The sequence below is a fragment of the Streptomyces sp. NBC_00249 genome, from assembly GCF_026342355.1.
In the GTDB taxonomy this organism is placed as follows: Bacteria; Actinomycetota; Actinomycetes; order Streptomycetales; family Streptomycetaceae; genus Streptomyces.
Genome location: NZ_JAPEMV010000004.1, coordinates 613,819 through 635,929, shown reverse-complemented (window position 1 = coordinate 635,929; position 22,111 = coordinate 613,819). Strand labels below are relative to the sequence as shown.

The 22,111-nt window shown below is 70.7% G+C and carries 28 protein-coding genes and 1 tRNA gene; 20 read left to right on the top strand and 9 right to left on the bottom strand.

Going from position 1 to position 22,111, the window contains the following annotated elements:
* Positions 1-228: 228 nt before the first annotated feature.
* The 3 genes from OOK31_RS21315 (at position 229) to OOK31_RS21305 (ending at position 2,201) form a co-directional block, all read left to right on the top strand.
* Positions 229-1,152 (top strand): helix-turn-helix domain-containing protein, encoded by a 924-nt coding sequence (locus OOK31_RS21315; RefSeq protein WP_267088867.1) that lies wholly within the window; start codon positions 229-231, stop codon positions 1,150-1,152.
* A 34-nt stretch (positions 1,153-1,186) separates the two neighbouring features.
* Complete coding sequence (gene lepB / locus OOK31_RS21310) at positions 1,187-1,897, top strand: signal peptidase I (RefSeq protein WP_267088866.1); 711 nt, start codon at positions 1,187-1,189, stop codon at positions 1,895-1,897.
* A 91-nt stretch (positions 1,898-1,988) separates the two neighbouring features.
* Positions 1,989-2,201, top strand: a complete 213-nt coding sequence (locus OOK31_RS21305; RefSeq protein ID WP_267088865.1) for a hypothetical protein — start codon at positions 1,989-1,991, stop codon at positions 2,199-2,201.
* A gap of 70 nt (positions 2,202-2,271) precedes the next feature.
* Here the strand turns inward: OOK31_RS21305 and OOK31_RS21300 are convergent, their stop codons facing one another.
* Positions 2,272-3,084: a VOC family protein gene (locus OOK31_RS21300; protein ID WP_267088864.1), complete on the bottom strand. Its 813-nt coding sequence runs from the start codon at positions 3,082-3,084 to the stop codon at positions 2,272-2,274.
* Between the two features lie 122 nt (positions 3,085-3,206).
* On the opposite strand from OOK31_RS21300, the gene OOK31_RS21295 reads away from it, so the two are divergent.
* Positions 3,207-3,794 (top strand): HhH-GPD-type base excision DNA repair protein, encoded by a 588-nt coding sequence (locus OOK31_RS21295; RefSeq protein WP_267088863.1) that lies wholly within the window; start codon positions 3,207-3,209, stop codon positions 3,792-3,794.
* Between the two features lie 123 nt (positions 3,795-3,917).
* Positions 3,918-4,775: a hypothetical protein gene (locus tag OOK31_RS21290; protein ID WP_267088862.1), complete on the top strand. Its 858-nt coding sequence runs from the start codon at positions 3,918-3,920 to the stop codon at positions 4,773-4,775.
* On the opposite strand, the gene OOK31_RS21285 is transcribed toward OOK31_RS21290, so the two are convergent.
* The 3 genes from OOK31_RS21285 to OOK31_RS21275 form a co-directional block, all read right to left on the bottom strand.
* The gene (locus OOK31_RS21285) at positions 4,766-5,611 is read right to left on the bottom strand and encodes an aldo/keto reductase (protein ID WP_267088861.1); all 846 of its coding nucleotides are present in this window, start codon (positions 5,609-5,611) and stop codon (positions 4,766-4,768) included. The two genes, OOK31_RS21290 and OOK31_RS21285, sit on opposite strands and share 10 nt — an antisense overlap.
* Positions 5,545-6,756 carry a cupin domain-containing protein gene (locus tag OOK31_RS21280; RefSeq protein ID WP_267088860.1) on the bottom strand — a complete coding sequence of 404 codons (1,212 nt, stop codon included), beginning with the start codon at positions 6,754-6,756 and terminating at the stop codon, positions 5,545-5,547. The genes OOK31_RS21285 and OOK31_RS21280 overlap by 67 nt, the downstream gene beginning before the upstream one ends.
* 89 nt (positions 6,757-6,845) lie before the next feature.
* Positions 6,846-7,001 carry a hypothetical protein gene (locus OOK31_RS21275; protein ID WP_267088859.1) on the bottom strand — a complete coding sequence of 52 codons (156 nt, stop codon included), beginning with the start codon at positions 6,999-7,001 and terminating at the stop codon, positions 6,846-6,848.
* 578 nt (positions 7,002-7,579) lie between these two features.
* Here OOK31_RS21275 and OOK31_RS21270 point away from each other — a divergent pair.
* A complete protein-coding gene (locus OOK31_RS21270) occupies positions 7,580-8,938 on the top strand; it encodes a hypothetical protein (protein ID WP_267088858.1) in 1,359 nt (452 codons plus the stop codon).
* On the opposite strand, the gene OOK31_RS21265 is transcribed toward OOK31_RS21270, so the two are convergent.
* Positions 8,908-9,441, bottom strand: coding sequence for an NUDIX hydrolase (locus OOK31_RS21265; protein WP_267088857.1), 534 nt, complete (start codon positions 9,439-9,441; stop codon positions 8,908-8,910). The genes OOK31_RS21270 and OOK31_RS21265 overlap by 31 nt on opposite strands.
* 169 nt (positions 9,442-9,610) lie before the next feature.
* On the opposite strand from OOK31_RS21265, the gene OOK31_RS21260 reads away from it, so the two are divergent.
* Both OOK31_RS21260 and OOK31_RS21255 read left to right on the top strand, forming a co-directional pair.
* Entirely contained in the window at positions 9,611-9,805 is a 195-nt protein-coding gene (locus OOK31_RS21260; protein WP_267088856.1) for an antitoxin, read from the top strand.
* Between the two features lie 106 nt (positions 9,806-9,911).
* Complete coding sequence (locus OOK31_RS21255; protein ID WP_267088855.1) at positions 9,912-10,385, top strand: cupin domain-containing protein; 474 nt, start codon at positions 9,912-9,914, stop codon at positions 10,383-10,385.
* On the opposite strand, the gene opcA is transcribed toward OOK31_RS21255, so the two are convergent.
* Complete coding sequence (gene opcA, locus OOK31_RS21250; protein WP_267088854.1) at positions 10,334-11,266, bottom strand: glucose-6-phosphate dehydrogenase assembly protein OpcA; 933 nt, start codon at positions 11,264-11,266, stop codon at positions 10,334-10,336. The two genes, OOK31_RS21255 and opcA, sit on opposite strands and share 52 nt — an antisense overlap.
* A 98-nt stretch (positions 11,267-11,364) precedes the next feature.
* On the bottom strand, positions 11,365-12,936 hold the full coding sequence (locus OOK31_RS21245) for a helicase HerA-like domain-containing protein (RefSeq protein ID WP_267088853.1): 1,572 nt from the start codon (positions 12,934-12,936) through the stop codon (positions 11,365-11,367).
* Between the two features lie 105 nt (positions 12,937-13,041).
* Here OOK31_RS21245 and OOK31_RS21240 point away from each other — a divergent pair, with 105 nt between their 5' ends.
* Both OOK31_RS21240 and OOK31_RS21235 read left to right on the top strand, forming a co-directional pair.
* Positions 13,042-13,338 carry a type II toxin-antitoxin system VapB family antitoxin gene (locus tag OOK31_RS21240; RefSeq protein WP_008740979.1) on the top strand — a complete coding sequence of 99 codons (297 nt, stop codon included), beginning with the start codon at positions 13,042-13,044 and terminating at the stop codon, positions 13,336-13,338.
* Positions 13,339-13,417: 79 nt separating this feature from the next.
* Positions 13,418-14,137: a LytR C-terminal domain-containing protein gene (locus tag OOK31_RS21235; RefSeq protein ID WP_267088852.1), complete on the top strand. Its 720-nt coding sequence runs from the start codon at positions 13,418-13,420 to the stop codon at positions 14,135-14,137.
* 16 nt (positions 14,138-14,153) lie between these two features.
* Here the strand turns inward: OOK31_RS21235 and upp are convergent, their stop codons facing one another.
* Positions 14,154-14,789, bottom strand: a complete 636-nt coding sequence (gene upp / locus OOK31_RS21230) for a uracil phosphoribosyltransferase (protein WP_267088851.1) — start codon at positions 14,787-14,789, stop codon at positions 14,154-14,156.
* A 202-nt stretch (positions 14,790-14,991) separates the two neighbouring features.
* Between upp and OOK31_RS21225 the strand changes: the two genes are divergently transcribed.
* The 10 genes from OOK31_RS21225 (at position 14,992) to OOK31_RS21180 (ending at position 21,833) form a co-directional block, all read left to right on the top strand.
* Positions 14,992-15,966, top strand: coding sequence for a universal stress protein (locus tag OOK31_RS21225; protein WP_267088850.1), 975 nt, complete (start codon positions 14,992-14,994; stop codon positions 15,964-15,966).
* A 145-nt stretch (positions 15,967-16,111) separates the two neighbouring features.
* On the top strand, positions 16,112-16,318 hold the full coding sequence (locus tag OOK31_RS21220) for a hypothetical protein (RefSeq protein ID WP_267088849.1): 207 nt from the start codon (positions 16,112-16,114) through the stop codon (positions 16,316-16,318).
* A gap of 202 nt (positions 16,319-16,520) precedes the next feature.
* Complete coding sequence (locus tag OOK31_RS21215) at positions 16,521-17,075, top strand: hypothetical protein (RefSeq protein ID WP_267088958.1); 555 nt, start codon at positions 16,521-16,523, stop codon at positions 17,073-17,075.
* A gap of 62 nt (positions 17,076-17,137) precedes the next feature.
* On the top strand, positions 17,138-17,566 hold the full coding sequence (gene tadA / locus OOK31_RS21210; protein WP_267088957.1) for a tRNA adenosine(34) deaminase TadA: 429 nt from the start codon (positions 17,138-17,140) through the stop codon (positions 17,564-17,566).
* A gap of 59 nt (positions 17,567-17,625) precedes the next feature.
* A tRNA-Ser gene (locus OOK31_RS21205) sits at positions 17,626-17,713 on the top strand.
* An 80-nt stretch (positions 17,714-17,793) separates the two neighbouring features.
* Positions 17,794-18,084, top strand: a complete 291-nt coding sequence (locus OOK31_RS21200) for a hypothetical protein (RefSeq protein ID WP_267088848.1) — start codon at positions 17,794-17,796, stop codon at positions 18,082-18,084.
* Between the two features lie 396 nt (positions 18,085-18,480).
* A complete protein-coding gene (locus OOK31_RS21195; RefSeq protein WP_164720920.1) occupies positions 18,481-18,642 on the top strand; it encodes a hypothetical protein in 162 nt (53 codons plus the stop codon).
* 232 nt (positions 18,643-18,874) lie between these two features.
* Complete coding sequence (locus OOK31_RS21190; RefSeq protein WP_267088847.1) at positions 18,875-19,843, top strand: RNA polymerase sigma factor SigF; 969 nt, start codon at positions 18,875-18,877, stop codon at positions 19,841-19,843.
* 233 nt (positions 19,844-20,076) lie between these two features.
* Positions 20,077-20,916 carry an RNA polymerase sigma factor SigF gene (locus OOK31_RS21185; protein ID WP_267088846.1) on the top strand — a complete coding sequence of 280 codons (840 nt, stop codon included), beginning with the start codon at positions 20,077-20,079 and terminating at the stop codon, positions 20,914-20,916.
* 62 nt (positions 20,917-20,978) lie between these two features.
* Positions 20,979-21,833 carry a hypothetical protein gene (locus OOK31_RS21180; RefSeq protein ID WP_267088845.1) on the top strand — a complete coding sequence of 285 codons (855 nt, stop codon included), beginning with the start codon at positions 20,979-20,981 and terminating at the stop codon, positions 21,831-21,833.
* A 21-nt stretch (positions 21,834-21,854) separates the two neighbouring features.
* Here the strand turns inward: OOK31_RS21180 and OOK31_RS21175 are convergent, their stop codons facing one another.
* On the bottom strand, positions 21,855-22,091 hold the full coding sequence (locus OOK31_RS21175; protein WP_267088844.1) for a hypothetical protein: 237 nt from the start codon (positions 22,089-22,091) through the stop codon (positions 21,855-21,857).
* Between the last annotated feature and the right edge of the window lie 20 nt (positions 22,092-22,111).

Genomic DNA, 22,111 nt, shown 5'->3' with positions numbered 1-22,111 from the left:
ACGTTTCTTTTGCTCCGCAGTACTGAGAGAAAGCACCTTTCCCAACCCCACCAGCCTCCCCCCGGAGCCGCCCTCACTCACACGGGTGAACAAGTCCAACTCAGCTGGATTTCCGACGGGTTGCCGGGCATATGCTCGCCCCGACACACCCCACAAACGAAGACGGCCCCCGCCGGGACGGCAATCCCGGGCGAGGGCCTGACCAAGCAGGAAGTAAGCAGGCTTCCCATGGCTTCTCAGCAGGTTATCGCGCGCCCGCGCTCGGCGTACGGAGTTCGTCACTCGAACATCCGGCACGCGTCCAAGTTCACCGTCCTCGGCAACCACCTGCTCCAGCACGACGAGCTCTCGCTCACCGCCCGGGGCCTCGCCGCGTACATCCAGTCGCTGCCGCCCGGGACCCCCATCAGCATCAAAGACCTGGCCAGGCGGCTGCCGGAGGGCGAGATCCGGATCGCGGCCGCGCTGCGCGAGCTGGAGGCGCACGGCTATCTGCGGCGGATCCGGGAACAGCTGCCCGACGGGCGGTTCGTCACCCGGACGATTTCCTACAACCACCCCCAGGCGATGACGCGCCCGATGCCGGCGGCGGCCGTGGCCCCGGAGCCGGAGCCCGTCCCGGAGCCCGAGCCGGAGCCGGAGCCGGAGCCCCAGGCCGAAGCCCCTGAACCCGAGCCGGAACCCGTACACGCACCCGAGCCCGAGCCGGAGCCCGAGGTCGAAGCCCCGGCGCCCGAGCCGGAGCCTGAGCCGGATGCCGCACCGGCACCCGCACCCGCACCCGCACCGCCCTCCCCCCGCCGCCAGGCGGCCATGACGATCCTCGCCCGGCTCCGCCGCGTCGACCACCGGCTGCTCCTCGGCCAGCGGGACATCGACCGCCTCGCGGACGGCGTCGAGGTCTGGCTCGACCGGGGCGGCAGCATGGACGGGATCACCGCCGCGCTGACGGCCAGGCTCCCCCACCCGCTCACCAACCCGGCCGGGCTGATCGCCCACCGGCTCAAGGCCCAGCTCCCGCCGATCCTGGAAGCCGAGTTCAAACGCGCCGCGTACGTACCCCCGGACCCCTTCCAGACCTGTCCGACCTGCGACCGGGCCTTCCGGAGCCCCTCCCCGGGCTGGTGCGGGGACTGCGGAGACCCCCCATAGAATTCGGCCAAACATTCGGTCCAGGGGGGCTCACATGGCGAAAAACAGACGGCCGGGCCGCGGACTCCGGATCACGGCCCTCGTGCTGACGCTCGTCGGCCCCGCCCTCCTGGCGGCGGCCTTCGCCTGGTGCCACCACATCGCGCCGAACGCGTACCACGTGAAGCGGATGGGCGGCGATGTCATGCTGCCGACATACACGCAGGGCGACGGGATCTTCTTCGACGGAACGCCGGTGACCGAGGCCGCGCGCGGAGACGTCGTACTGGCGTCCCCACACTGGCACCCCGACCAGGACGAGTACTCGCTGTTCCGGGTCGTGGCCGTCGGCGGCGACCGGATCACCTTCACCCGGGGCGCCTCCCGGCTCGTCCTCAACGGCCGGCCGCTCGAAGAGCCGTACCTGCTGAACCGCGCCGTACCCGCCACCGTCCCGTTCGACGTGACCGTGCCGGAGGGCCGGGTCTTCCTGATGGGAGACAACCGGAACAACTCCTTCGACTCCTCCTTCAACCAGGACTCCGAGGGACACGGCACGGTGGCCCTGTCAGCGGTGTGGTTCAAGGCCGTCGACACCCCCGTCGGCTACTTGGTGACCGGCGGCATCGGCATCGTCGGCCTGCTGGTCACCCTGCCCACCGGGATCGGCTTCTGGATCGCGTACGCCGTGGTCCGCAGGCGGGCCAGGAAAGCCGCCGTAGCCGCCGCGTTGCCCCAGGTGGTCGGCATGACGACGGTCGAATGATCGATTCTTCGGTGAACCGGCTCCGGCATACGGGTGACGGAGCGTGTCCCCGGCTGGAAAGCGGAAGCGCGCGGGCGCTATCCCTTCACCCATGATCAAGAACATCGCCGCCGCCGCGGCGCTCGCTCTCAGCTCCACCCTCCTGACCTGCGCCCCCACCCAGGCCGCCCAGACCTCGTACCCGCTGCCCCTCTTCGGCTACGCCGTGTACTCCAACACCCCCCTGGTGTCGCACGCCCCGCTGCTCCACCCCGCGTACCACCCGGCGTACTTCGGCACGTACATCGTCCACGGCCTGCGCTGAACCCCCGCACCCCCGTGCCCCCGCCGCGAGCGAACACCGGCGGGGGCACGGGCACGTCCGGACCGGCGGCCTAGGTGAACTTCGGCATCTCCCCCGACGTCGTCGACAGGTCGATCACCGCGAACGCCGCGCCCTGCGGGTCGGCGACCGCCGCGAACCGGCCGAAGGGGCTGTCCATCGGCCCGAAGTGCAGCTTCCCGCCGCGCGCCTTGGTCTTCTCCACCGCCGCGTCGCAGTCCGGCACGGCGAAGTAGATCTGGATGTAGGACGGGATCTCCGGCGGGAACTCCTCGCCCATGTTCATCCGGCCCAGCACCGGCTGGTCCTTGCCGCCCAGGCTGAAGATCTTGAAGTCCATCCCGGCCGCCTCCGGGGCGTCGCCCAGGTCCATCTGCTGCGTCTCGTACGGGAAGACCTTCGGGAGGAAGGCGTCCGGCTTCGCCACGTCCCGGCTGAAGACCTCCGCCCAGGCGAACGCACCCGGCTCGTTCTGCTTCTCGAAGCCCTTGTGCTCGCCCGGCTGCCAGACGCCGAAGACGGCGCCGCTCGGCTCCTTCGCGATCAGCATCGTGCCGAACGTGCCGACCTGCATCGGATCCATCACCAGCTCGCCGCCGGCCGCCTTGATCTTCTCGGCGGTCGCGGCGGCGTCGGGCGAGGCGAAGTACAGACACCACTGCGAGGGGGCGTCGCCCCCGGGCATCGGCGGTACGACGGCCGCGACCGCCTTGCCGTCGGAATAGGCCTGCGTGTAGTTGCCGTACTCGGTACTGGCCTCACCGAAGGTCCAGCCCAGTACGTCGGCGTAGAACTCCTTGGCGCCCTCCACGTCGGAGAACATCGCGTCCACCCAGCACGGGGCGCCTTCCTGGAACTCAGCCATGGTCGATCGACTCCTGTGTCGTCTCTGTGTCCATGCGTGCCTTTCGCTCCCACGCTAGGCGGGGGGTCCGACAATCGCGCGCCGACCGCGCGCGGGCGGTGGGGACGGGGGAGGCTGGGGGCATGGACGACGACATCACCATCCGGCTGGCACAGCAGCCCGAGGCCGACGCCCTCCTCTCCCGGAGCCCGCTCGCCGCGCTCACCGGCATGCTGCTCGACCAGCAGGTACCGATGGAGTGGGCGTTCTCCGGGCCCTGGACGATCGCCCAGCGGCTCGGCGCCGACGACCTCGACGCGCACGCCATCGCCGCCTACGCCCCGGAGGCCTTCGCCGCGCTGCTCTCGCAGAAACCCGCCGTGCACCGGTACCCGGGGTCGATGGCGAAGCGGATCCAGCAGCTGTGCGCGTACCTCGTGGAGCACTACGACGGGGACGCGGAGGCCGTCTGGGCCGACGCGGACACCGGGGCGGAGCTGTTGGCGCGGCTGAAGGCGCTGCCGGGGTTCGGGGAGCAGAAGGCGAAGATCTTCCTCGCGCTCCTGGGCAAACGGCTGGGCGTCCGCCCGAAGGGGTGGCGGGAGGCCGCCGGGGACTACGGGCGGGCGAACGTGTACCGGTCCGCCGCCGACATCACCGGGCCGGAGTCCCTGGCGAAGGTCCGGGAGTACAAGCAGGCGCAGAAGGCCGCCGCGAAGGGGACCCCGTAGGACGGGGCCCCGTCTCAGCAACACTCAAAGACAGGGCGGGAGTTGCTGCACCAGACATTGACGAGCGAGTCGTTTCGTACGGGCCGCTCCTGCTACGGTCATCCGTTCGCCGAGGAGGTCCTGATGACTGTTTCCCTGCCTGTCGCCGCCCGAGTGGACCTGCGCCGTCAACCGGTCGAAGACGTGCTGGAGCGCGTGGAGCAGGCCCTGCACGTGCGATTGGATCGGCAGGCGCTGGTGCGCAAGCGGCGCTCCTTGGGTGGCCGTACGGACCGGGGCACGTGGGTGCGTATCGAGCGGCGGGGATTCGAGCGGATCGGCCCGCAGGGCTGGAACGGGACCGAGGCCGCCGCCGTGCTGCAAGGGGTCGCGATGCCCGAGTGGTACCAGGGCGTGGCGTGGCGCGAGCCTGGCGAGCCGGTGATGTGGCGCGCGGATGAGCTGGAGCTGCTTGCGTCACCGTCTGTCGCCAAGGGCGCCCTGGTGCTCGAAGACCCGGGCCTGCCGGATGCGTGGTGGGCGGAGCTGAACGCCTCGCTGGACGCCCTAGGGGACCAGCAGACGCCGCGGATCGCGACGCCGGACACGGTGACGATCACCCAGCAGCAAGTGACGCAGACACTCCGTGGGGTCTTCCCCGGCCTTGCCGATACGAGCATCGAGCGGTGGGCGCCGGCTCATGCGGATCTGACCTGGGCCAACGTAATGGGACCGGAGTTCTCCCTCATCGACTGGGAGGACTGGGGCATGGCGCCGCGGGGCCTGGACGCTGCGACGCTGTGGGGCAATGCGCTGGCCGTCCGGGCGCTCGCGGACCGCGTCCGCCAGGAGCGGCGTGCGGACTTGGAGGGCCGGGACGGCAAGCTAATGTCGCTGTTCTTCCTGTCGAAGATCGTCGGACCTCACGCGTACGAGGAGGATCCGCTGCTGGTGCCGGCCCGCAAGGAGGCCGAGCGCCTGGTGGCTGAGCTTCAGCTCTGACGGTGCCCATGCAGGGCGCGCAGGTACTGACTGACGGCGGTGGTGTCCACATCCGCGCCCAGGGCCTGGACCAGCTCGGCCAGGTGACCGGGGTTGTCGGTGCCGGTGGCCACCGCGGCAGCACTCGGCAGGTGGAACGCCGTACGGAATGCTGCCTGCACGCGGGACAAGCCATCGTGGGGCGGTCGAAGGAACGGGCGAGGGTCGAAGTCCTCCCAGACCTTCCCGTTGCCACCCCCGAAGGGGCTCATGCCCCAGGTCTCGCCCGCCTGCCAGACGCTTCGCAGGACGGCCGTGGCATCGAGGAGGTCGATGCCCACAAGGAACCCGGCCCGGACCATGAGGATGTCCGGAGACGGCAGGTCGTCCACCCCGACCATGCCGAGCGGCCGGGTGTCCCAGGAAGACACACCCCATGTGCGGCACAGGCCGTCGCGCGCCGCGTCGACCAGGGTGGTGCAGGCGCTGCCGAGGAGGGCGTGGCCATCGGCCGGGGACAGGCTCGTGAGGCTCCGCTCGGGGTTGTGGAGGAGCACGGTGTCGGGTTCTCTGCCGAGTTCCCGGGCCGCCTTCTCGATGGCCAGGCGCAGCCGGCTCGGATCGAGGGAGTGCTCAGCACCTCCGGCGCCCGGGAAGAAGCCCACCTTCGTGGAGACGGCGAACTTCGGCAGCAGATCAGCGGCCGTCTCGGCCAGTACTGTGTGCGAGCGGAAGCCGAGGTAGGGAGCTGCGGTGTCCAGGGCAGTGACGCCGAGGTCGAGTGCGGCCGTCAGGATGTCGCGGTGGTGACGAGACCGGTGTAGGCCGAGGACAAGGCGGGGGTCAGCTCCGTGCACAGTTCCTCCTTCAGCAGGATCTCGGCGAGCTGTTCCACGTCCAGGCCGGTCTTCTCGGCGGCGTCGGCGATGTCGACGGGGTGGCCGCTCAGCAGCAGGGCGAGGGCGGAGTACGCCTTGCCGGAGAAGCAGAGCTTCTTGCCTGCGGCGAGGACGTCCACGGTGTCGGTGTGCTGCTCGATCACGGGCTCGAAGTCGGTGACGCACACGACGGCCGCGGGTTTGCCGAACAGGCCGGTGGCCGGGACGTGCCGGGCGGCAAGGCGTTCCCGCTCGCGGGCATCGAAGAAGTCCTGCGGGGTCAGCTTCGTAGCCATCTCGGCGACGGCGTCGGCCAGGAGCCGCTGTTGCCCGTCCCACTGGCCCGGGGAGTTCCAGCGGTCCAGGTCGTATCGGAAGAGCTCCTGCGTGCGGGCCTGGTCGGCGAGCCAGGCCAGCCAGTTCACGCCGACGCGCTTCACGATGCCGAAGGTGGCGTGCAGGCTGTAGCCGTCGCCCTGGTCGTCGCGGGTGGCCTGGTGCCAGAAGCCGCGCGGGATGTGCATCACGTCGCCGGGCTCCATGACGCCCTGCCACACGATCTCGTCGCTGGGCTCGGAGTTGGGGGCGGAGTCGCGGTACATCGGAGCCTTGCGCGAGGTATCGCGGACTTCCCAGCTCTTGCGGCCGGCGAGCTGGACGATCACGACATCGTGGTCGTCCCAGTGGAGCTTGAAGCCGCTGGCGTCCTGGGTGGTCAGGTAGGCGTTCACCTGCACCAGCTCACGGGCCCACCACTGGAGCGCGCGGCAGGTGGCTTCCATGGCCGGGTCGAAGAAGTCGACCTCGTCCAGGACCATGGTGCAGCCCTCGCGCATCAGCGCGCCGACGCGGTGCATGTCGGCCATGGGGATGGCTTGTCCCCGCCGGGTGACGGAGGAGTGGATGTAGCGGCCGGGGTGTAGTTCGGCGCCGTCCTGGAAGATGCGGAACTGGGGGGTGGTGACGCTGCGGCGCATCACCAGGTCCAGCAGCTTCTTGGGGTTGAGCAGGCGATCGAGCAGATCGAGGTCTTCGATCGTTCCCCGGGCGAAAGCGGCTCCGAGTTCCCTGGGGCCGTCCCAGCCGAGGGCTTTCTCCATCGAGGTGACGAAGTGGTGGTCCATGTGTTCCTCCGGTCTGCGTCATGGGCGTGAGGCCGGGGGCCCGCCGTGGTTGACGAGCCCCCGGTTGGTGCTGTGGCGTGCTGGTGGTGCTACTCCTGCGGGAGGTTCAGGCCGTCGCGGTTCTCGCCGTCGTCGCCCGCGGAGGTGCCGGTGGAGTCGGACTCCGCCGCCGCAGCGGTGAAGCGGTCCTGGACCGTGATCAGGCTCTCGACGCCGATCAGCAGGTCTTCCTTCTGTGCTGCCATGTGTGTCTCCATTTCCTGGAAGTCCAGGGCCGACCGATGCCGGCCCAGCCCCGATGGGGCGTGCCTCACCAGCCCTTTGTTCCCGGGCCGGTGAGGAGACGGGGGTGGCGCGAGGCCACGGATCGGAAGGGGGCCTTCAACGTCGGAAGGCGGCCACTACGACGCCCCCGGCGTGATGGATGTCGGCCGAAGGGCACCGGCCGACGACGGCGTACCGCCACAGCGGGGGCACTCGCACGGGGGGTAGCGGCCGGGGTTGGAAAGGATGTCGAACGGGTCGCCTTCCAGGACCTGCGTGCTCGGCGACCACGTCCGGCCCGAGTCCCGCGACACCCGGATGCTCATCAGGACGCGGGGTTCTATGCCCAGGTCAGGGGATCTCCCAAGGGCCGATCGCTCTGTGTCAGGAGTGCCCGCCGAATCGTTCAAGGCGGTCGTCCTCAGTCGCTTCGCCATGTCCAGAAGCATCGCGATCAGGACGACGGGCCAGAAAGGCCCAGCGGATTACCCAACTTGGGTAACATCACGGTCCGTTGAGAACTTGAAGCGATCCGTAGTCTTCCTCCGGAGCGTGCCAGATGCCCGAGTCACGTCGCATGAAGGAACTTCCGGCAAGTCTGCTCACCGATTCCGAGATGATCGACGCGTGCCGGATGCGCGACTTCGCGAGGATCTTTCGCCTGGTCAAGGCGCGCGCAGGCGTCTACCCGTCGATGATTGCTCGCCAGTGTGAGCTGACGCCGAGCCGGGTGGGGGAGGTAATCGCGGGCCAACGGCAGCTTCTCCACATGGACGTGATCGAGCGGATTGCCGACGGGTTGCGCATCCCGGGGCACATGCTCGGGCTTGCCCGACGGGAGTGGGAAACGCCGGTCGCGCTTGCCGTGGCAGAGCGAGAGCCACCGGAGTCGTCACACCCGCCCGCCGGGCTCAGGCCGCTCGCAGCCTTACCCGGGGTGGAGGTGGACAGCATCCTTGCCTTGGCTGCCGCGACCAAGCCGAGCCCTTCCACTCTCCAGGCGCTCCGGTCCTCGATCGCGGACTACTGGCGACGCGACGACGAGCACGGAGGGGAGACCCTTCGACCGGCCGTCGTCGGCCAGCTGCGATACGTCGAAGGGCTGCTGAAGGGCCAGCGGCCGACGCCGATACAGAACGGCCTTTACGGCATCGCGGCGGAGCTGGCGCGGCTGACGGGGTGGACGTACTTCGACGCCCGGCAGTACCAGCAGGCCCGCGCGTACTTCTCGGAGGCTCTGCAACTGGCCAGAGAGATCGACGACCATCCGTTCATGGCCAACGTGCTGGCCTGCATGAGCCTGCAAGCGACCTACCAGGACAAGCCGGCGGACGCGCTCGCACTGGTGTCTGCTGCCCAGGACCAGGCCCGTGCCGCCAGCGGGGCGACGCCGAGAGTACGGGCGATGCTGGCTATGCGCGAAGCTTTCGCCCACGCAACCTTGGGGGACCGGAAGGCGACGCACACCGCGATCTCAGAGGCCCACAGTCAGTTCGAGCGCATCCACGAGGGCGCCCCGGACCCGGCATGGGTGACGTACTTCGATGAGCCGAAGCTCATCGTGGACACCGGCATCGCGCACGGCCGTCTCGGAGAAGCTGCGATCGCCGAACCGCTGATCGCGGATGCGCTGAACCGGGAGGACCACGCGAACCAGCGGGGCCGGGCGCTCCATGCCTTCTGGCTGGCCCGCACACAGCTCCAGCGAGGCAAGCTCGACCAGGCGTGCCACACGGCGATAGAGGCGCTGGTTCCTGCCGCAGCCGTGTCGTCCGAGCGAGTGACCGGGCACCTTCGCGAGTTCTACGAGCAGCTTGCGCCGTATCGCGAGGTGCCGGCCGCAGTCGCCTTCGAGGCACGCCTACGAGCGATGATTCCCCCGCCGGGTCAGCGAACCCCTTCGTCCATCAGGACGTAGAGGAGGCCGACGAGGGAGCCGCTGCTGACGATCTCGCGGCGGTCGATCATGCCGCGGATGTTGGCCAAGGGGATCCACTCGATGCGGTCCGACTCGTTCTTCTCGGTCGGCGGCCCGTCGTACGTGGCACCGTCGGCGCGGAACAGGTGGTGTTGGGAGTCGGTGATGCCGTTCGCCGGTTCGGCGTAGATCAGCGGCTTCATCGGTCCCGGACGCCAGCCGGTCTCTTCGAGGACTTCACGGGCGGCAGCCTCGCCAGGGGTCTCGTCCGCTTCGACCAGGCCCATGGGCAGCTCCCAGGCCCACGCGTCCGTGATGAAGCGGTGGCGCCACATCATCAGGACCTCTTGGCGGTCGTTGACGACAGCGGCCACGGCCAGGTGGCGGAGCTTGACGACGTGGTGTTCCCAGCGGTGCCCGTCCGGCGTCTCGACGTCGGTGAGCCACAGGTTCACCCATGGGTTCTCGTAGATCGGACGTTCCCCGTGGATCTTCCACTGCATCGCTGCGGCCCCTCTCGATCGGCCTCCAGCATCGCAGAACCGGACTGAACCACGGCCAGGTTCACGCATCTGTGTCGGCGCCGCTCAGACCCGCGCGTCCGGCCAGAAAGTGCAGTCCGCGCGGTGTGCCGCAATGCTGGAAGGGCCGAACACAGCGGAAGGAGCCACCATGTCGATGATGGACAAGCTCAAGGCGATACTGAAGGGCCACGAGGAACAGGCCGGACAGGGCGTCGACAAAGCCGGCGACTTCGTCGACGAGAAGACCCAGGGCAAGTACAGCGGCCAGGTCGACACCGCCCAGGAAAAGCTCAAGGAACAGCTGGCACGCGACCGCGAGCAGGACGGCCCGCCCCAGCCGTAGCGCCGGGCCGGCGGTTCGGGCGGATCGGCGTCGGGCCGGAGGGAGTTGACGGACTTCGGGGTACCCGGTCCGTGCTGGTCAGGGGGGCGATCGTAGAGTCGGCGGCATGACCGAGAATCTGACCCGCGCCTCCTATGCCGAGATCATCTCCGACGGGCCGGGGAGCCTGATCACGCTGCTCACCGACACCGACGAACTCACCTGCAACACCGCGAGCTTCGAGGTCGGTGCCGCCGGTGCGCCCGTGCACTTCCACACCAAGGCGACCGAGTTCTTCCACGTCACCGACGGCGCCCTCGACGTCCTCGTCGGCGACGAGGTCCTCACCCTCACCAAGGGCGACTTCATCAGCATCGCCCCCGGCGTGAAGCACGCCTTCGCCCCGGCCGCGGGCCGCACGGCCGAGGTGTTCGTCGGCTTCACCCCGGGGATGGGCCGCTTCGACTACTACCGGCTCCTCGGCCGGGTCCGCGCCGGTGAGGCCACCGTGCAGGACATCATCGACAGCCAGCCCACCTACGACAACCACTACGCCGAGAGCGAGGCCTGGGCGGGCCGCCCGCGCAGCGCCGACGCGTAGACCTCGTCGGCGTCGAGCCGGCGCAGTTCCTCCGCGATCAGCTCGGCGTTGCTGCGGATCTTCAGGGCGACCTTCCGGTCGGGCCAGCCGGGCAGTACCAGCGAGGCCAGCACACCGGCGGGCCGGTCCACCCTGATTTCCCCGGCGGTCGTCTCCAGCCGGACCCGGGTGATGACCGGCCCGTCGGTGACCACCCGCTGCACCGGCACCTTCAGCCGGTCCTCCAGCCAGCGCGCCAGCAGCTCGGCACTGGCGTTGTCGGCCTCGCTCTCCACGGCCGCGCCGGTCACCGGCAGCGGCTTCTGGTCGAAGGCGGCGGCCAGCAGCGAACGCCACGGCGTCAGCCGGGTCCAGGCCAGGTCGGTGTCGCCGGGGGCGTACGAGGCCGCGCGCTCGGCCAGCACACCGACCGGGTCGGCGGCCGCCTGGGCGTCGGTGATCCGGCGCTGCGCGAGGACCCCCAGCTCGTCGCGGGCCGGGTCGGCGGGGGCGTCGGCCGGCCACCACGCCACCACGGGGGCGTCCGGCACCAGCAGCGGCAGCACCACCGACCCGGCCTGCGAGGTGAGTTCGCCGTGCAGGCGCAGCAGCACGATCTCCCCGGAGCCGGCGTCCGAGCCGACCCGCAGCTCGGCGTCGAGGCGGGTCTGGCGCAGCCGGTGCGGGCCGCGCGAGGTCCGCTTGATCACCGCGATGATCCGGCACGGGTGCTCGCGCGAGGCCTCGGAGGCCGCGCGTACGGCGTCGTAGGCGTTCTCCTCGTCGGTGACCACGACGAGGGTCAGCACCAGCCCCATGGTGGGGCTGCCGACGGCCCGTCGGGCTTCGAGGAGGGCCCGGTCGACCTTGCTGGAAGTGGTGTCGGTGAGTTCGGTCCGCATGCCCCGAGTCTGTCAGCGCGCACCGCACCGGCGGCAACCGGTTCGCTCGATTCCGCCTCGAAGAAGTCATCGGCCGGTATGCGCGGGGAGGGGAGCGATCAGCGGCGGCGGCGGGCCGTGCCGAAGACGGAGCGGGAGATCTCCCGGCCCAGTTGGGTGCCGATCGAGCGGGCCAGTGAGCGGAACAGCCCGCTTCCCACCACCTGTTGGGCCAGCGAGGGGTCCGGTTTCGGGGCGCTGCGCGCCGCCCGCGCCGCTTCCTTCTCGGCCTCCGCCGCCGCGGCCGCCGCCTCCGCCTCGGCTTCGGCGGCCGCCTGTTCGGCGCTGATCTTCTCGTACGCCGACTCGCGGTCGACGGGCTCCGCGTAACGGGAGTAGAGCAGGGAGGCCTTGACCGCCTGCTCCAGGGCGGCCGCCTCGACCGGTCCCATCAGCGACTGCGGGGCCCGCAGCCGGGTGGCGGCGACGGGGGTCGGGGCGCCGTTCTCGCTGAGGACGGTGACGACCGCCTCGCCGGTGCCGAGCTGGGTGAGCAGCTCCTCCAGGTCGTAGGGGGAGTGGGGGAAGGTCTTCACCGTCGCCTTCAGTGCCTTCGCGTCGTCGGGGGTGAAGGCGCGCAGGGCGTGCTGGACCCGGTTGCCGAGCTGGGCCAGGACGTCCGCCGGTACGTCCTTGGGGGTCTGCGTCACGAAGAACACGCCGATGCCCTTGGAGCGGATCAGCCGCACGGTCTGGGTGATCGACTCCAGGAAGGCCTTGGAGGCGCCGTTGAAGAGGAGGTGCGCCTCGTCGAAGAAGAAGACCAGCTTCGGCCGCTCCAGGTCCCCGACCTCCGGCAGGTCGGTGTACAGGTCGGCCAGCAGCCACATCAGGAAGGTGGAGAACAGCTGCGGCTTGTCCTGCACCGCCGGGAGCTCCAGTACGGAGACGGTCCCGCGCCCGTCGGCGGCCGTACGCAGGAACTCGCTGGTGTCGAACTCGGGCTCGCCGAAGAACTCGGAGGCGCCCTGCTGCTCGAAGGCGGTCAGCGCCCGCAGGATCACCCCGGCGGTCACCGTGGACAGTCCGCCGATGCCCTTGAGCTCGGGTTTTCCCTTGTCGGAGACGAGGAAGGCGACGACCGCCCGCAGGTCCTTGAGGTCGATGAGCTCCAAGCCCTTGGTGTCGGCGTAGTGGAAGATCAGGCCGAGGGACTGCTCCTGCGTCTGGTTCAGCTGGAGCACCTTCGACAGCAGCACCGGGCCGAAGGCGGTCACGGTCGCGCGGACGGGGATCCCGGTGCCGATGCCGCCGAGGGCGTAGAACTCGGCGGGGCAGCCGGTGGCCTGCCAGTCCTGGGCGACGTCCTTCGCCCGCTCCTGGACCTTCTCGTTCGCCACGCCCGGCGCGGAGATCCCCGAGACGTCGCCCTTGATGTCGGCGAGGAAGACGGGCACGCCGTTCGCCGAGAGCTGCTCGGCGATCAGCTGGAGGGTCTTGGTCTTGCCGGTGCCGGTGGCCCCGGCGACGAGGCCGTGCCGGTTGAGCATCGACAGCGGGATGCGGATCTGCCGTCGGGGCAGGACCTGTCCGTCCCAGAGGAGGGCGCCCAGGTCGAGGGCGGGGCCGGTGAAGGCGTACCCGGCGGCGATCTTGTCGGCCGGGACGGAAGGGTCGGCGCTCTGACTCATGCATCACTCCCGCGCTGCCGAACTCACCGAATTCATGCCGTCTGCCACTTTTGCACCAACGGCGCGAGGCTGCGCCCGGAGGCGCGGGCCCGGTAGGCTTTCCGTGTGATCTTCAAGCGCATCGGAAGCGGGCGGCCGTACCCCGACCACGGCAGGGAAACCACCCGGCAGTGGGCGGACGTCGCCCCGCGCCCGGTCCGGCTCGACCAGCTCGTCACGACCAAGGGGCAGCTGGACCTGGAAACCCTCCTCGCCGAGGACTCCACCTTCTACGGCGACCTCTTCGCGCACGTCGTGAAGTGGCAGGGCGACCTCTACCTGGAGGACGGACTGCACCGCGCGGTCCGCGCCGCCCTCCAGCAGCGGCAGGTGCTGCACGCGCGCGTCCTGGAAATGGACTGATTGCGCCTTTCGGGTCTGCCTTACCCGATCAACAGATCATTTAGTAGGCATCGTTCCGGTACGGCACTACGCTGCGCCCATGAGCATGCTCACTCCCCCCGGCATGGGCGGAAAGTACCGCGTCACAGGAGCTGCCTACCCCCGCATGAGCCGGCCCCGGCGGCGTAGGAAGATCGTCTTCGCCGTGCTCGGGTCGGTCCTCGCGCTGGCCCTGCTCGGCTACGGGGCGCTGCAGCTCATCGACGTGTTCCGAGGCGACAACGGCGACAAGCGGAATGCGGTGGCGGGCAAGCACTGCCCGACGGCATCGGCGAAACCCGCCGTGCCCGCCAAGGTGGCCAATGTGGCATCGGCACCCGCCGCCGAAGCGGAATCTGATCCGAACGCCGGTCCGAACCCCGGCCCGGCCGCCTCGGGCGCCCCCGCACTCCCCCAGCCCGGCCAGATCACCGTCAACGTCTACAACGCGACCCCCCGCGCCGGCCTCGCCAAGGCCGTCGGCGACGAACTGCACGCCCGCGGCTTCGTCATCGGCCACGTCGGCAACGCCCCCGCCGACTTCGACAAGAAGGTCCCCGGGCCCGGGATACTGCTCGGCTCCCCGAAGACCGACAAGGCGGCCTACTCCGTACTCGCCACCCAGCTCGACGGGACCACCCAGCAGACCGACACCCGCGAAGGCGCGGAGATCGACCTGATCCTGGGCGACTCCTTCAAGGAGCTGAAGCCGAAGGCGGACGCGGACGCGGCGCTGGCCGTCCTGGCCAACCCCGTGCCCGCGCCCGCCGCGACCTGCTGAAACCCGAGGGTCTGGGCTACTCGGCCGAGCCGTACATGCGGTCGCCCGCGTCGCCCAGGCCCGGGACGATGTAGCCGTGCTCGTTGAGCCGCTCGTCCACGGCGGCCGTCACCACGGTCACCGGCGTGCCCGCCAGCTCGCGCTCCATGATCTCGACGCCCTCGGGCGCGGCCAGCAGCACCACGGCGGTCACGTCGTCGGCGCCGCGCTTGATGAGCTCGCGGATCGCGGCGACCAGCGTGCCGCCGGTGGCCAGCATCGGGTCCACCACGTACACCTGGCGGCCCGAGAGGTCCTCGGGCATGCGCGTCGCGTACGTGGAGGCCTCGAGGGTCTCCTCGTTGCGGACCATGCCCAGGAAGCCCACCTCGGCGGTCGGCAGCAGCCGCACCATGCCGTCCAGCATGCCGAGACCGGCGCGCAGGATCGGGACGACCAGCGGGCGCGGGTACGACAGCTTGACGCCGGTGGTCGGGCCGACCGGGGTCTCGATGTCGTGCTGCTCGGTGCGCACGTCGCGGGTGGCCTCGTAGGCGAGGAGGGTCACCAGCTCGTCGGCGAGCCGGCGGAAGGTGGGGGAGTCGGTGCGCTTGTCGCGCAGGGCGGTCAGTTTGTGCGCCACCAAGGGGTGATCGACGACCTGCAAACGCACAACATCCTCCAAGACAAGACTCAGCCGGGTTTCGACCTGTGACCTGTGACCCTGCTACCTGCGCAAACGGCCGCACGTCGCGACCTGCACCAAAAGGCTACGCGCTGGGAGGACCCCCGCGCGTCCCCGCGTCGCCGAGACCCCGGCGTGCGCCCCGGAGCCCCGGGATGCGGGCCGCGGCCGTGCCCAGCACCCTTGACTGATGAGCAACGCAGTGGTGATCGCGGCCGTCGACGGATCCGAGCACAGCCTGCGCGCCCTGGAATGGGCCCGGACGGCCGCCCTGCGCCGCGGCGCAGCCCTGATGGTCGCCCACGTCCTGCCCGAAGCCTCCCAGCTGTACGCGGGCCGCCGCTCGGCCCTGCACGACCCGAACGAGCCGCAGCAGTACGCCGACCCGGTGAGCGACCGCGTGCGCGCCGTCCTGGACGCCGCCCCCGCGCTGCCCCGCGAGGTGCGCTACGAGGCCCTGGAGGGGTCCGTGCCCGAGGCCCTGCGGGCGGTCGGCGCCGAGATCGGCCCGCTGATGCTGGTCATGGGCTCCCGGGGGCGCGGCGGTTTCGCCGCCCTGCTGCTCGGGTCGAGCAGCCGCGCCGTCGCCACCACCGCGACCTGCCCGGTGGTGGTGGTCCCGCACGCCGAGCGGGACGCGGGGGGCTCCGGCGCCTCCGGGGACTCCGGGGACGGCTCCGCGGCCTCCGCCGGGCGGGTGGTGCTCGGGCTGCACGCCGCCGAGACCCCCGAGAACGTGCTCGCCTTCGCCTTCGAGGAAGCCGCCGCACGGGGCACCGCCGTCCAGGTGGTCTCCGCGTACGCGATCCCGCCCGGGCCGACCATGGTGATCGACAGCCCCTTCGCGGTGATCCCGCCCGAGGCCCTCGCCGGCGACGGGGACGCGGTCCCGGCCGAACGGGAGATGCTGCGGTCCCAGAGCGAACGGCTGGCCCCGCTGCGCGAGCGCTACCCGGACGTGCCCGTCGAACAGGCCGCGGTGCCCGGGGACGCCGCGGGGCGGCTCGTGACCGCGTCCCGCACCGCCGCGCTGGTCGTCGTAGGACGCCACCACCCGCGCCGCCGCGCCCTGCTCATCGGCTCGGTGGCCCACGCCCTGCTCCAGCACGCGCACGGCCCGGTGGCCGTCGTACCGACCCTGCCCGACGGGGACGACGTGGCCTGAATCCCTCGCCCGCGCCGCCACCCCGCCTCTGACCTGGGTCGATCTGCACGGGGGTGGCATCAATCCCGCCGACCGGGGGAAGGTGGAGGCGAGGGGGGTCTGCTTCGCGCCGGCGGAGGAGGACGACCAGCCTGGGTGGTGGCCGATGCCCAAGACGCAGCCGAGCGACACGACGACAGACGGGAGCGAACCGGACGCGGCGCCGGAGACGGCGGCGCAGCGCAGGGCGCGCCGCGCCCAGTTCCTGCGCGACCTGCACGAGGCCCGCGAGCTGCGTGACCGGGTCCAGCCCCGGCGTGCCCGGGCGGCACGGATGCGCCAGCAGATGCGGATGCGTACGTTCCGCTGGTGAGGGGTACGTGTCGACGGCGTGATCGGCGCCCTGACCGGCGCCGCGACACGGCCGCCGCGCGGAAGACCTCTCGCAAAGCCGCTGTTTCTGCCACGATGCCGATTGGGCGGGGTACGGAACAGCGAGCGTCAGGCCGTTCCGCCCCAACCTCCGGCCGGGGGGACCTCCAACCGGCACGCCTATGACCAGTGGGAGAGTCACGGTGTATTTCGCCGCACTGCTCGCGCGCACCGAAGACGGGTGGGAAGCGAGCGACCTGGAACTCGACGACGTCGAGTCCCTCAGTGATCTGATCGATCTCGCCCGTGCCGCCGCTGTCGACGACGACACGGTGGTCGCCCTCATCGAGCAGGAGGACGCCTGGTTCGGCGTCGTCCGCGTGGACGGAGAGGAGGACCCTCGGTACTTCGTGTCGAACGCCTCCGCCGCCGACCGCAGCTCCTACGGATCGATGCTGACCAAAGAGCTGCTGGGCAGCGACGAGGAGGACGACGAACTCGACGAACTGGACCTCGACGGCACCGAGGACGGTGAGGACGAACCCCTCACCGCGTTCACGGACGAGGACGACGACGAATCCGACCACCACGAGCCGGCGTCCGGCGCCGAACCGGTGACCGCCGGCCCCCTCGGCGACCCCCGCCTGCTCGACGACCTCGGCGTCGGCCACAAGGAACTGATGACCCTCGACGGAGACGCCCTCTCGGAGATCGCCGACGCGCTCGGCGCCACCGAGGTACTGGAGGCCGTCCGCTAGTGACCACCGCGCACGACATCACGTACGACCCCGATCCCGTACGGGATCCCTGGCGGGACTCCATGCGCCTGGCGCTCCAGGAGGCCGCCATGGCGGTACCGGCCGGCGACGTGCCGGTCGGTGCCGTCCTGCTCGGCCCGGCCGGGGACCTCCTCGCCACCGGGCACAACGAGCGGGAGGCCACCGGCGACCCCACGGCGCACGCCGAGGTACTGGCGCTGCGCCGGGCGGCCGCCCGGCTCGGGGAGTGGCGGCTCACCGGGTGCACCCTGGTGGTGACGCTGGAGCCGTGCGTGATGTGCGCGGGCGCGCTCGTGCAGTCCCGGGTGGCCCGGGTCGTCTACGGCGCGGGGGACGAGAAGGCGGGCGCGGCGGGGTCGCTCTGGGACCTCGTACGGGACCGCAGGCTCAACCACCGGCCGGAGGTGATCCGCGGGGTGCTGGAGCGGGAGTGCGCGCGGCAGCTGACCGACTTCTTCCGGGAACGGTGAGCAGGGCCACGTACTGCGGATTTGCAAAGTACTCCCCACCTTGGGCTAGGATCTCTCTCGGTGGTGTGTCCGAGTGGCCGAAGGAGCTCGCCTCGAAAGCGAGTATGGGGCAACCCATCGGGGGTTCAAATCCCTCCACCACCGCCAATGAGAGCCCCGGTTCGTACGAACCGGGGCTCTCGTGCGTGCCCGCCGTGACCGGCCGCCCGCTCGGCCGTTGTCACGGCATGACCAAGACCCAGCGCATGCTCGCCGCCTTCGCCCTCGCGGGGGCCGCCGCGGGCCTCGCCGCACCCGCCGCCACCGCCGCGCCCATCGCCCCGCTCACCCTCCCGGACCTGCCGACGGCCACCCCGGGCATGCCGGCGGGCGCGCAGCCGCGTTCCGTGCAGGAGATCGGCGCGAAGGTCAGCGAGGGGGCCAACCAGCTCAACCAGCTGATGACCCTGCCGGAGCAGCTCGGCCCCGTCATCGCACCCGTCCAGCCGATCACCGACCTGGCCGGCGGCCTGGAGTAGATCCGGACGGATTTCGGCGATCCGGGGACGGATTTCGGCGGACAACGCGAAGAAGGCCCCGACCGGAGTCGGGACCTTCGACGTGTGGGACGGGGGAAGTGGCATCGGGGGGACAAGCCACTTCCCCCGTTGAGGACGGAACCTGCCAGTCCGAGCCGCAGTCAGGGGGGAAGCTTGCGGCTCGGACCCCGCAGTGAGGCCCTGTCCCTCACCCACCGATTTCCTGCCAGAACCGGTGGGCTCGTGTTCAATCCTGCGCCTCCCGCAACCGGAGGCACACCGGCAAAGGGCCCGGACCGCCGGGTCATTGGTCCTTAAAGGTCAGGTGAGTGTCCGAACTTGACCGGTTAGACTCACCCGACTTCGCAGTACCGGTTGGGGAGGCCGACACCGTTCATGGACACCAAGAAGCTCATCACGGGCGTCCTCACCGTGTTCGTCCTCTTCGTGATCATCACCCAGCCCAAGCGGGCGGCCGAGATGGTGGGAATAGGCTTCCAAGGCATATCGGATGCCGCCTCCGGCATCGGCGAGTTCATCACCGAACTGGTGAACTGAACCCGTACGCTGAAGCGGCTTCCGGATTTCCCGGCCCCCCACTCCGACGGGTGGGGGGTCTTTTGCGTTCCCACCTGTTGAAGAAATTGCCCCACTATGCCCAACTTGCCCTCAACACGGCGATATACGGTGCTTGCACACAGTCCACATCTCTTGTGATGCTATGACCGCTTTTGACGGATGAGTTGACTGAAGGGGTGGCGTGACCGTGCCGGCCAGTACTGCGCCTCAGGTGCCTCCCCAGCAGGACCTCCGTCAGGAGCCGCACGAAGAGCCCCCGGCCGCCCCTGCCGGTGCCTCTCCGGGCGCCTCTCCGGGGACCTCCCCCGGCAACCCTCCCGGCGCCTCCCCGGCCGCCGGGGCGGCCCCGACCGGGCCGGCCGCGCAGGCCGCCCCGCCCGCGCACACCGCGCCCTTCCCCCCGAGGTCGCAGAGCACCCGCGGCGCCGACACCCGGGCCCTCACCCAGGTCCTCTTCGGGCAGCTGAAGGGCCTGGAGCCGGGCACCAGCGAGCACCACCGGGTGCGCGGGGCCCTCATCGAGGCCAACCTCCCCCTCGTGCGGTACGCGGCCGCCCGCTTCCGCAGCCGCAACGAACCCATGGAGGACGTGGTCCAGGTCGGCACCATCGGCCTGATCAACGCCATCGACCGCTTCGACCCCGAGCGCGGCGTGCAGTTCCCGACCTTCGCCATGCCGACCGTCGTGGGCGAGATCAAGCGCTACTTCCGGGACAACGTCCGCACCGTCCACGTCCCGCGCCGCCTCCACGAGCTGTGGGTGCAGGTCAACGCCGCCACCGAGGACCTCACCACCCTCCACGGCCGCACCCCGACCACCGCCGAGATCGCCGAGCGGCTGCGCATCGGCGAGGACGAGGTGCTCTCCTGCATCGAGGCCGGGCGGAGCTACCACGCAACCTCGCTCGAAGCCGCCCAGGAGGGCGACGGCATGCCCGGGCTGCTCGACCGGCTCGGCTACGAGGACCCCGAGCTGGCCGGCGTCGAGCACCGTGACCTCGTACGGCACCTGCTCGTACAACTGCCCGAGCGCGAGCAGCGGATCCTCCTCCTGCGGTACTACAACAATCTGACGCAGTCGCAGATCAGCGCCGAGCTCGGCGTCTCGCAGATGCACGTGTCCCGGCTGCTCGCCCGGAGCTTCGCCCGTCTGAGATCCGCAAACAGGATCGAGGCCTAACCGGATCGGGTGGAGGGTTTTCAGCGTTTCCCTACAGAAACGGCTCATTCCGCTCGGTGCGCGCTCTGTCGCTGGAGATACTTGTCGACATGACGCTACAGCGTGTTGCCGACATGTGACATTCTGCTGGAACCGCGTTTGCCGCAGCCCCGCCTCCGGTATTCAGGTGGAGGCTGCGTTCCTCCGACGGGCGCGCAGAGAAGCGCGACCGTCCGCGACCTCAAGGGGGTGGCATGTCCGTAGACCAGGGCAGCTCCAAGGTGCTCACGCTCGTCAAGCGCGAAGCGCCGGCAGTGTCCGACCGCTCGGAAGCCATCGACACCCGCACCCTCTCCCGCACCCTCTTCCAGCGACTCGCCGCCCTGGACGCGGACAGCCCCGAACGGGCGTACGTACGCGACACCCTGATCGAGCTGAACCTGCCGCTCGTGCGCTACGCGGCGGCCCGCTTCCGCAGCCGCAACGAGCCGATGGAAGACATCGTCCAGGTCGGCACCATCGGCCTGATCAAGGCGATCGACCGCTTCGACTGCGAACGCGGCGTCGAGTTCCCGACGTTCGCGATGCCGACCGTCGTGGGCGAGATCAAACGATTCTTTCGAGACACATCCTGGTCCGTCCGCGTCCCGCGCAGGCTCCAGGAGCTGCGCCTCGCGCTGACCAAGGCCAGCGACGAACTCGCCCAGAAGCTGGACCGGTCCCCGACCGTGCCCGAGCTCGCGGCCGTGCTCGGAGTGTCCGAGGAGGAGGTCGTCGACGGTCTCGCCGTCGGCAACGCCTACACCGCCTCCTCCCTCGACTCACCCTCTCCGGAGGACGAGGGCGGCGAGGGCTCCCTCGCCGACCGGCTCGGGTACGAGGACACCGCGCTCGAGGGCGTCGAGTACCGGGAGTCGCTGAAGCCGCTGCTGGCCAAACTCCCGCCCCGGGAACGCCAGATCATCATGCTGCGGTTCTTCGCCAACATGACCCAGTCGCAGATCGGCGAGGAGGTCGGCATCTCCCAGATGCACGTCTCCCGGCTGCTGACGCGCACCCTCGCGCAGCTGCGCGTGGGCCTGATCGGGGAGTGACGCGGGAGGCGAACGCCTCGCGCGGGGTTCCTATTTGACGTAGCGTCAGGAAAACTGGCGCGATGCGAACGGGATCTCGCGCGGCGCTCGCCCTCGCCCTGTGCGCCGGGGCCTGCGCCGCCGCCCTCACCGGCTGCGGCGACCGGACACCCGACGGCTACGCCGCCGTGGGCGCGGCCGCCGCCGGCCCCGAACGGGGCCCGGGGGAGAACGTGGCGCCCGGCACCGGCGTCGAGTACCAGCCCCTGCCGCCCAGCGGCCCGGCCTCGTCCTCGGTCTCTTCCTCCACCTCTACGCCGCCCGGCGCGCCGGGGTCCCCGGCACCCGGGAGCTCCGCCCAGGGCGGAGCGACCACCACCCCGCCCGGCGGCTCCGCCCCCGCCCCCGGCACCCCGCAGGACCCGGCGGCACCACCGGACCGGGGCGGCACGGGGGGCGCGGGTTCGGGCTCGGGCGGCGGCGCAGGCTCGGGCTCAGGCTCAGGCTCAGGCGGTACGGGCAGCTCCGGCGGCGGCTCCGGCGGCGGAACCCCGCCGACTCAGCCCGGCACGCCCACGCGCCCCGGCACCCCGACCGCGCCCGGCACCACGCCCCCGGCGCCGCCCGCCACCCCGGCCCGGATCGCCCTCAGCTCCCCGGCCCGCGCGGCGGCGTCCGACCGCTGGTGCGAACGCGTCACGGTCACCTTCACCAACACCGGCTCCACGGCGGCCCGTTCGGTCACGGTCAGCTTCGCGACGCACATCATCGGCGCCCTCGGCATCGACTGGGCCACGATCACCACCACCCAGGCCCTGCCGGCGCCCGTCGCGGGCGGCACGTCGAAGACCCAGACCTACACGGTCTGCGTGGAGTCCTGGCGGGTCCCCCTCGGCATGCACGTGGAGACGCGGAACGTCAGCGCCACCTGGAGCTGAGCGGGTCCCCGCCGGCCGGGGTCAGTGGAGGACCACCCACAGCGCCGCTCCGATCATGAGCGCGAGCGCGATGCCGAGCGCGACCGGCGCGCTGTTCTTCGTACCGGACTCCTTCGCGCGCCGCCGGGCGCCCGGCACGGACGGCGCGCGGGCCGGTTCGGCCTCCTCGACGAACGCGCGGAACATCTGGGTGCTGCCCGCCGGGTCGTAGCCGCCGTCGGGCTCGGGGGAGTTGGTGTGCGCAGGGTTCGCAGACATGGCTCAGGACCCTAGCGGGT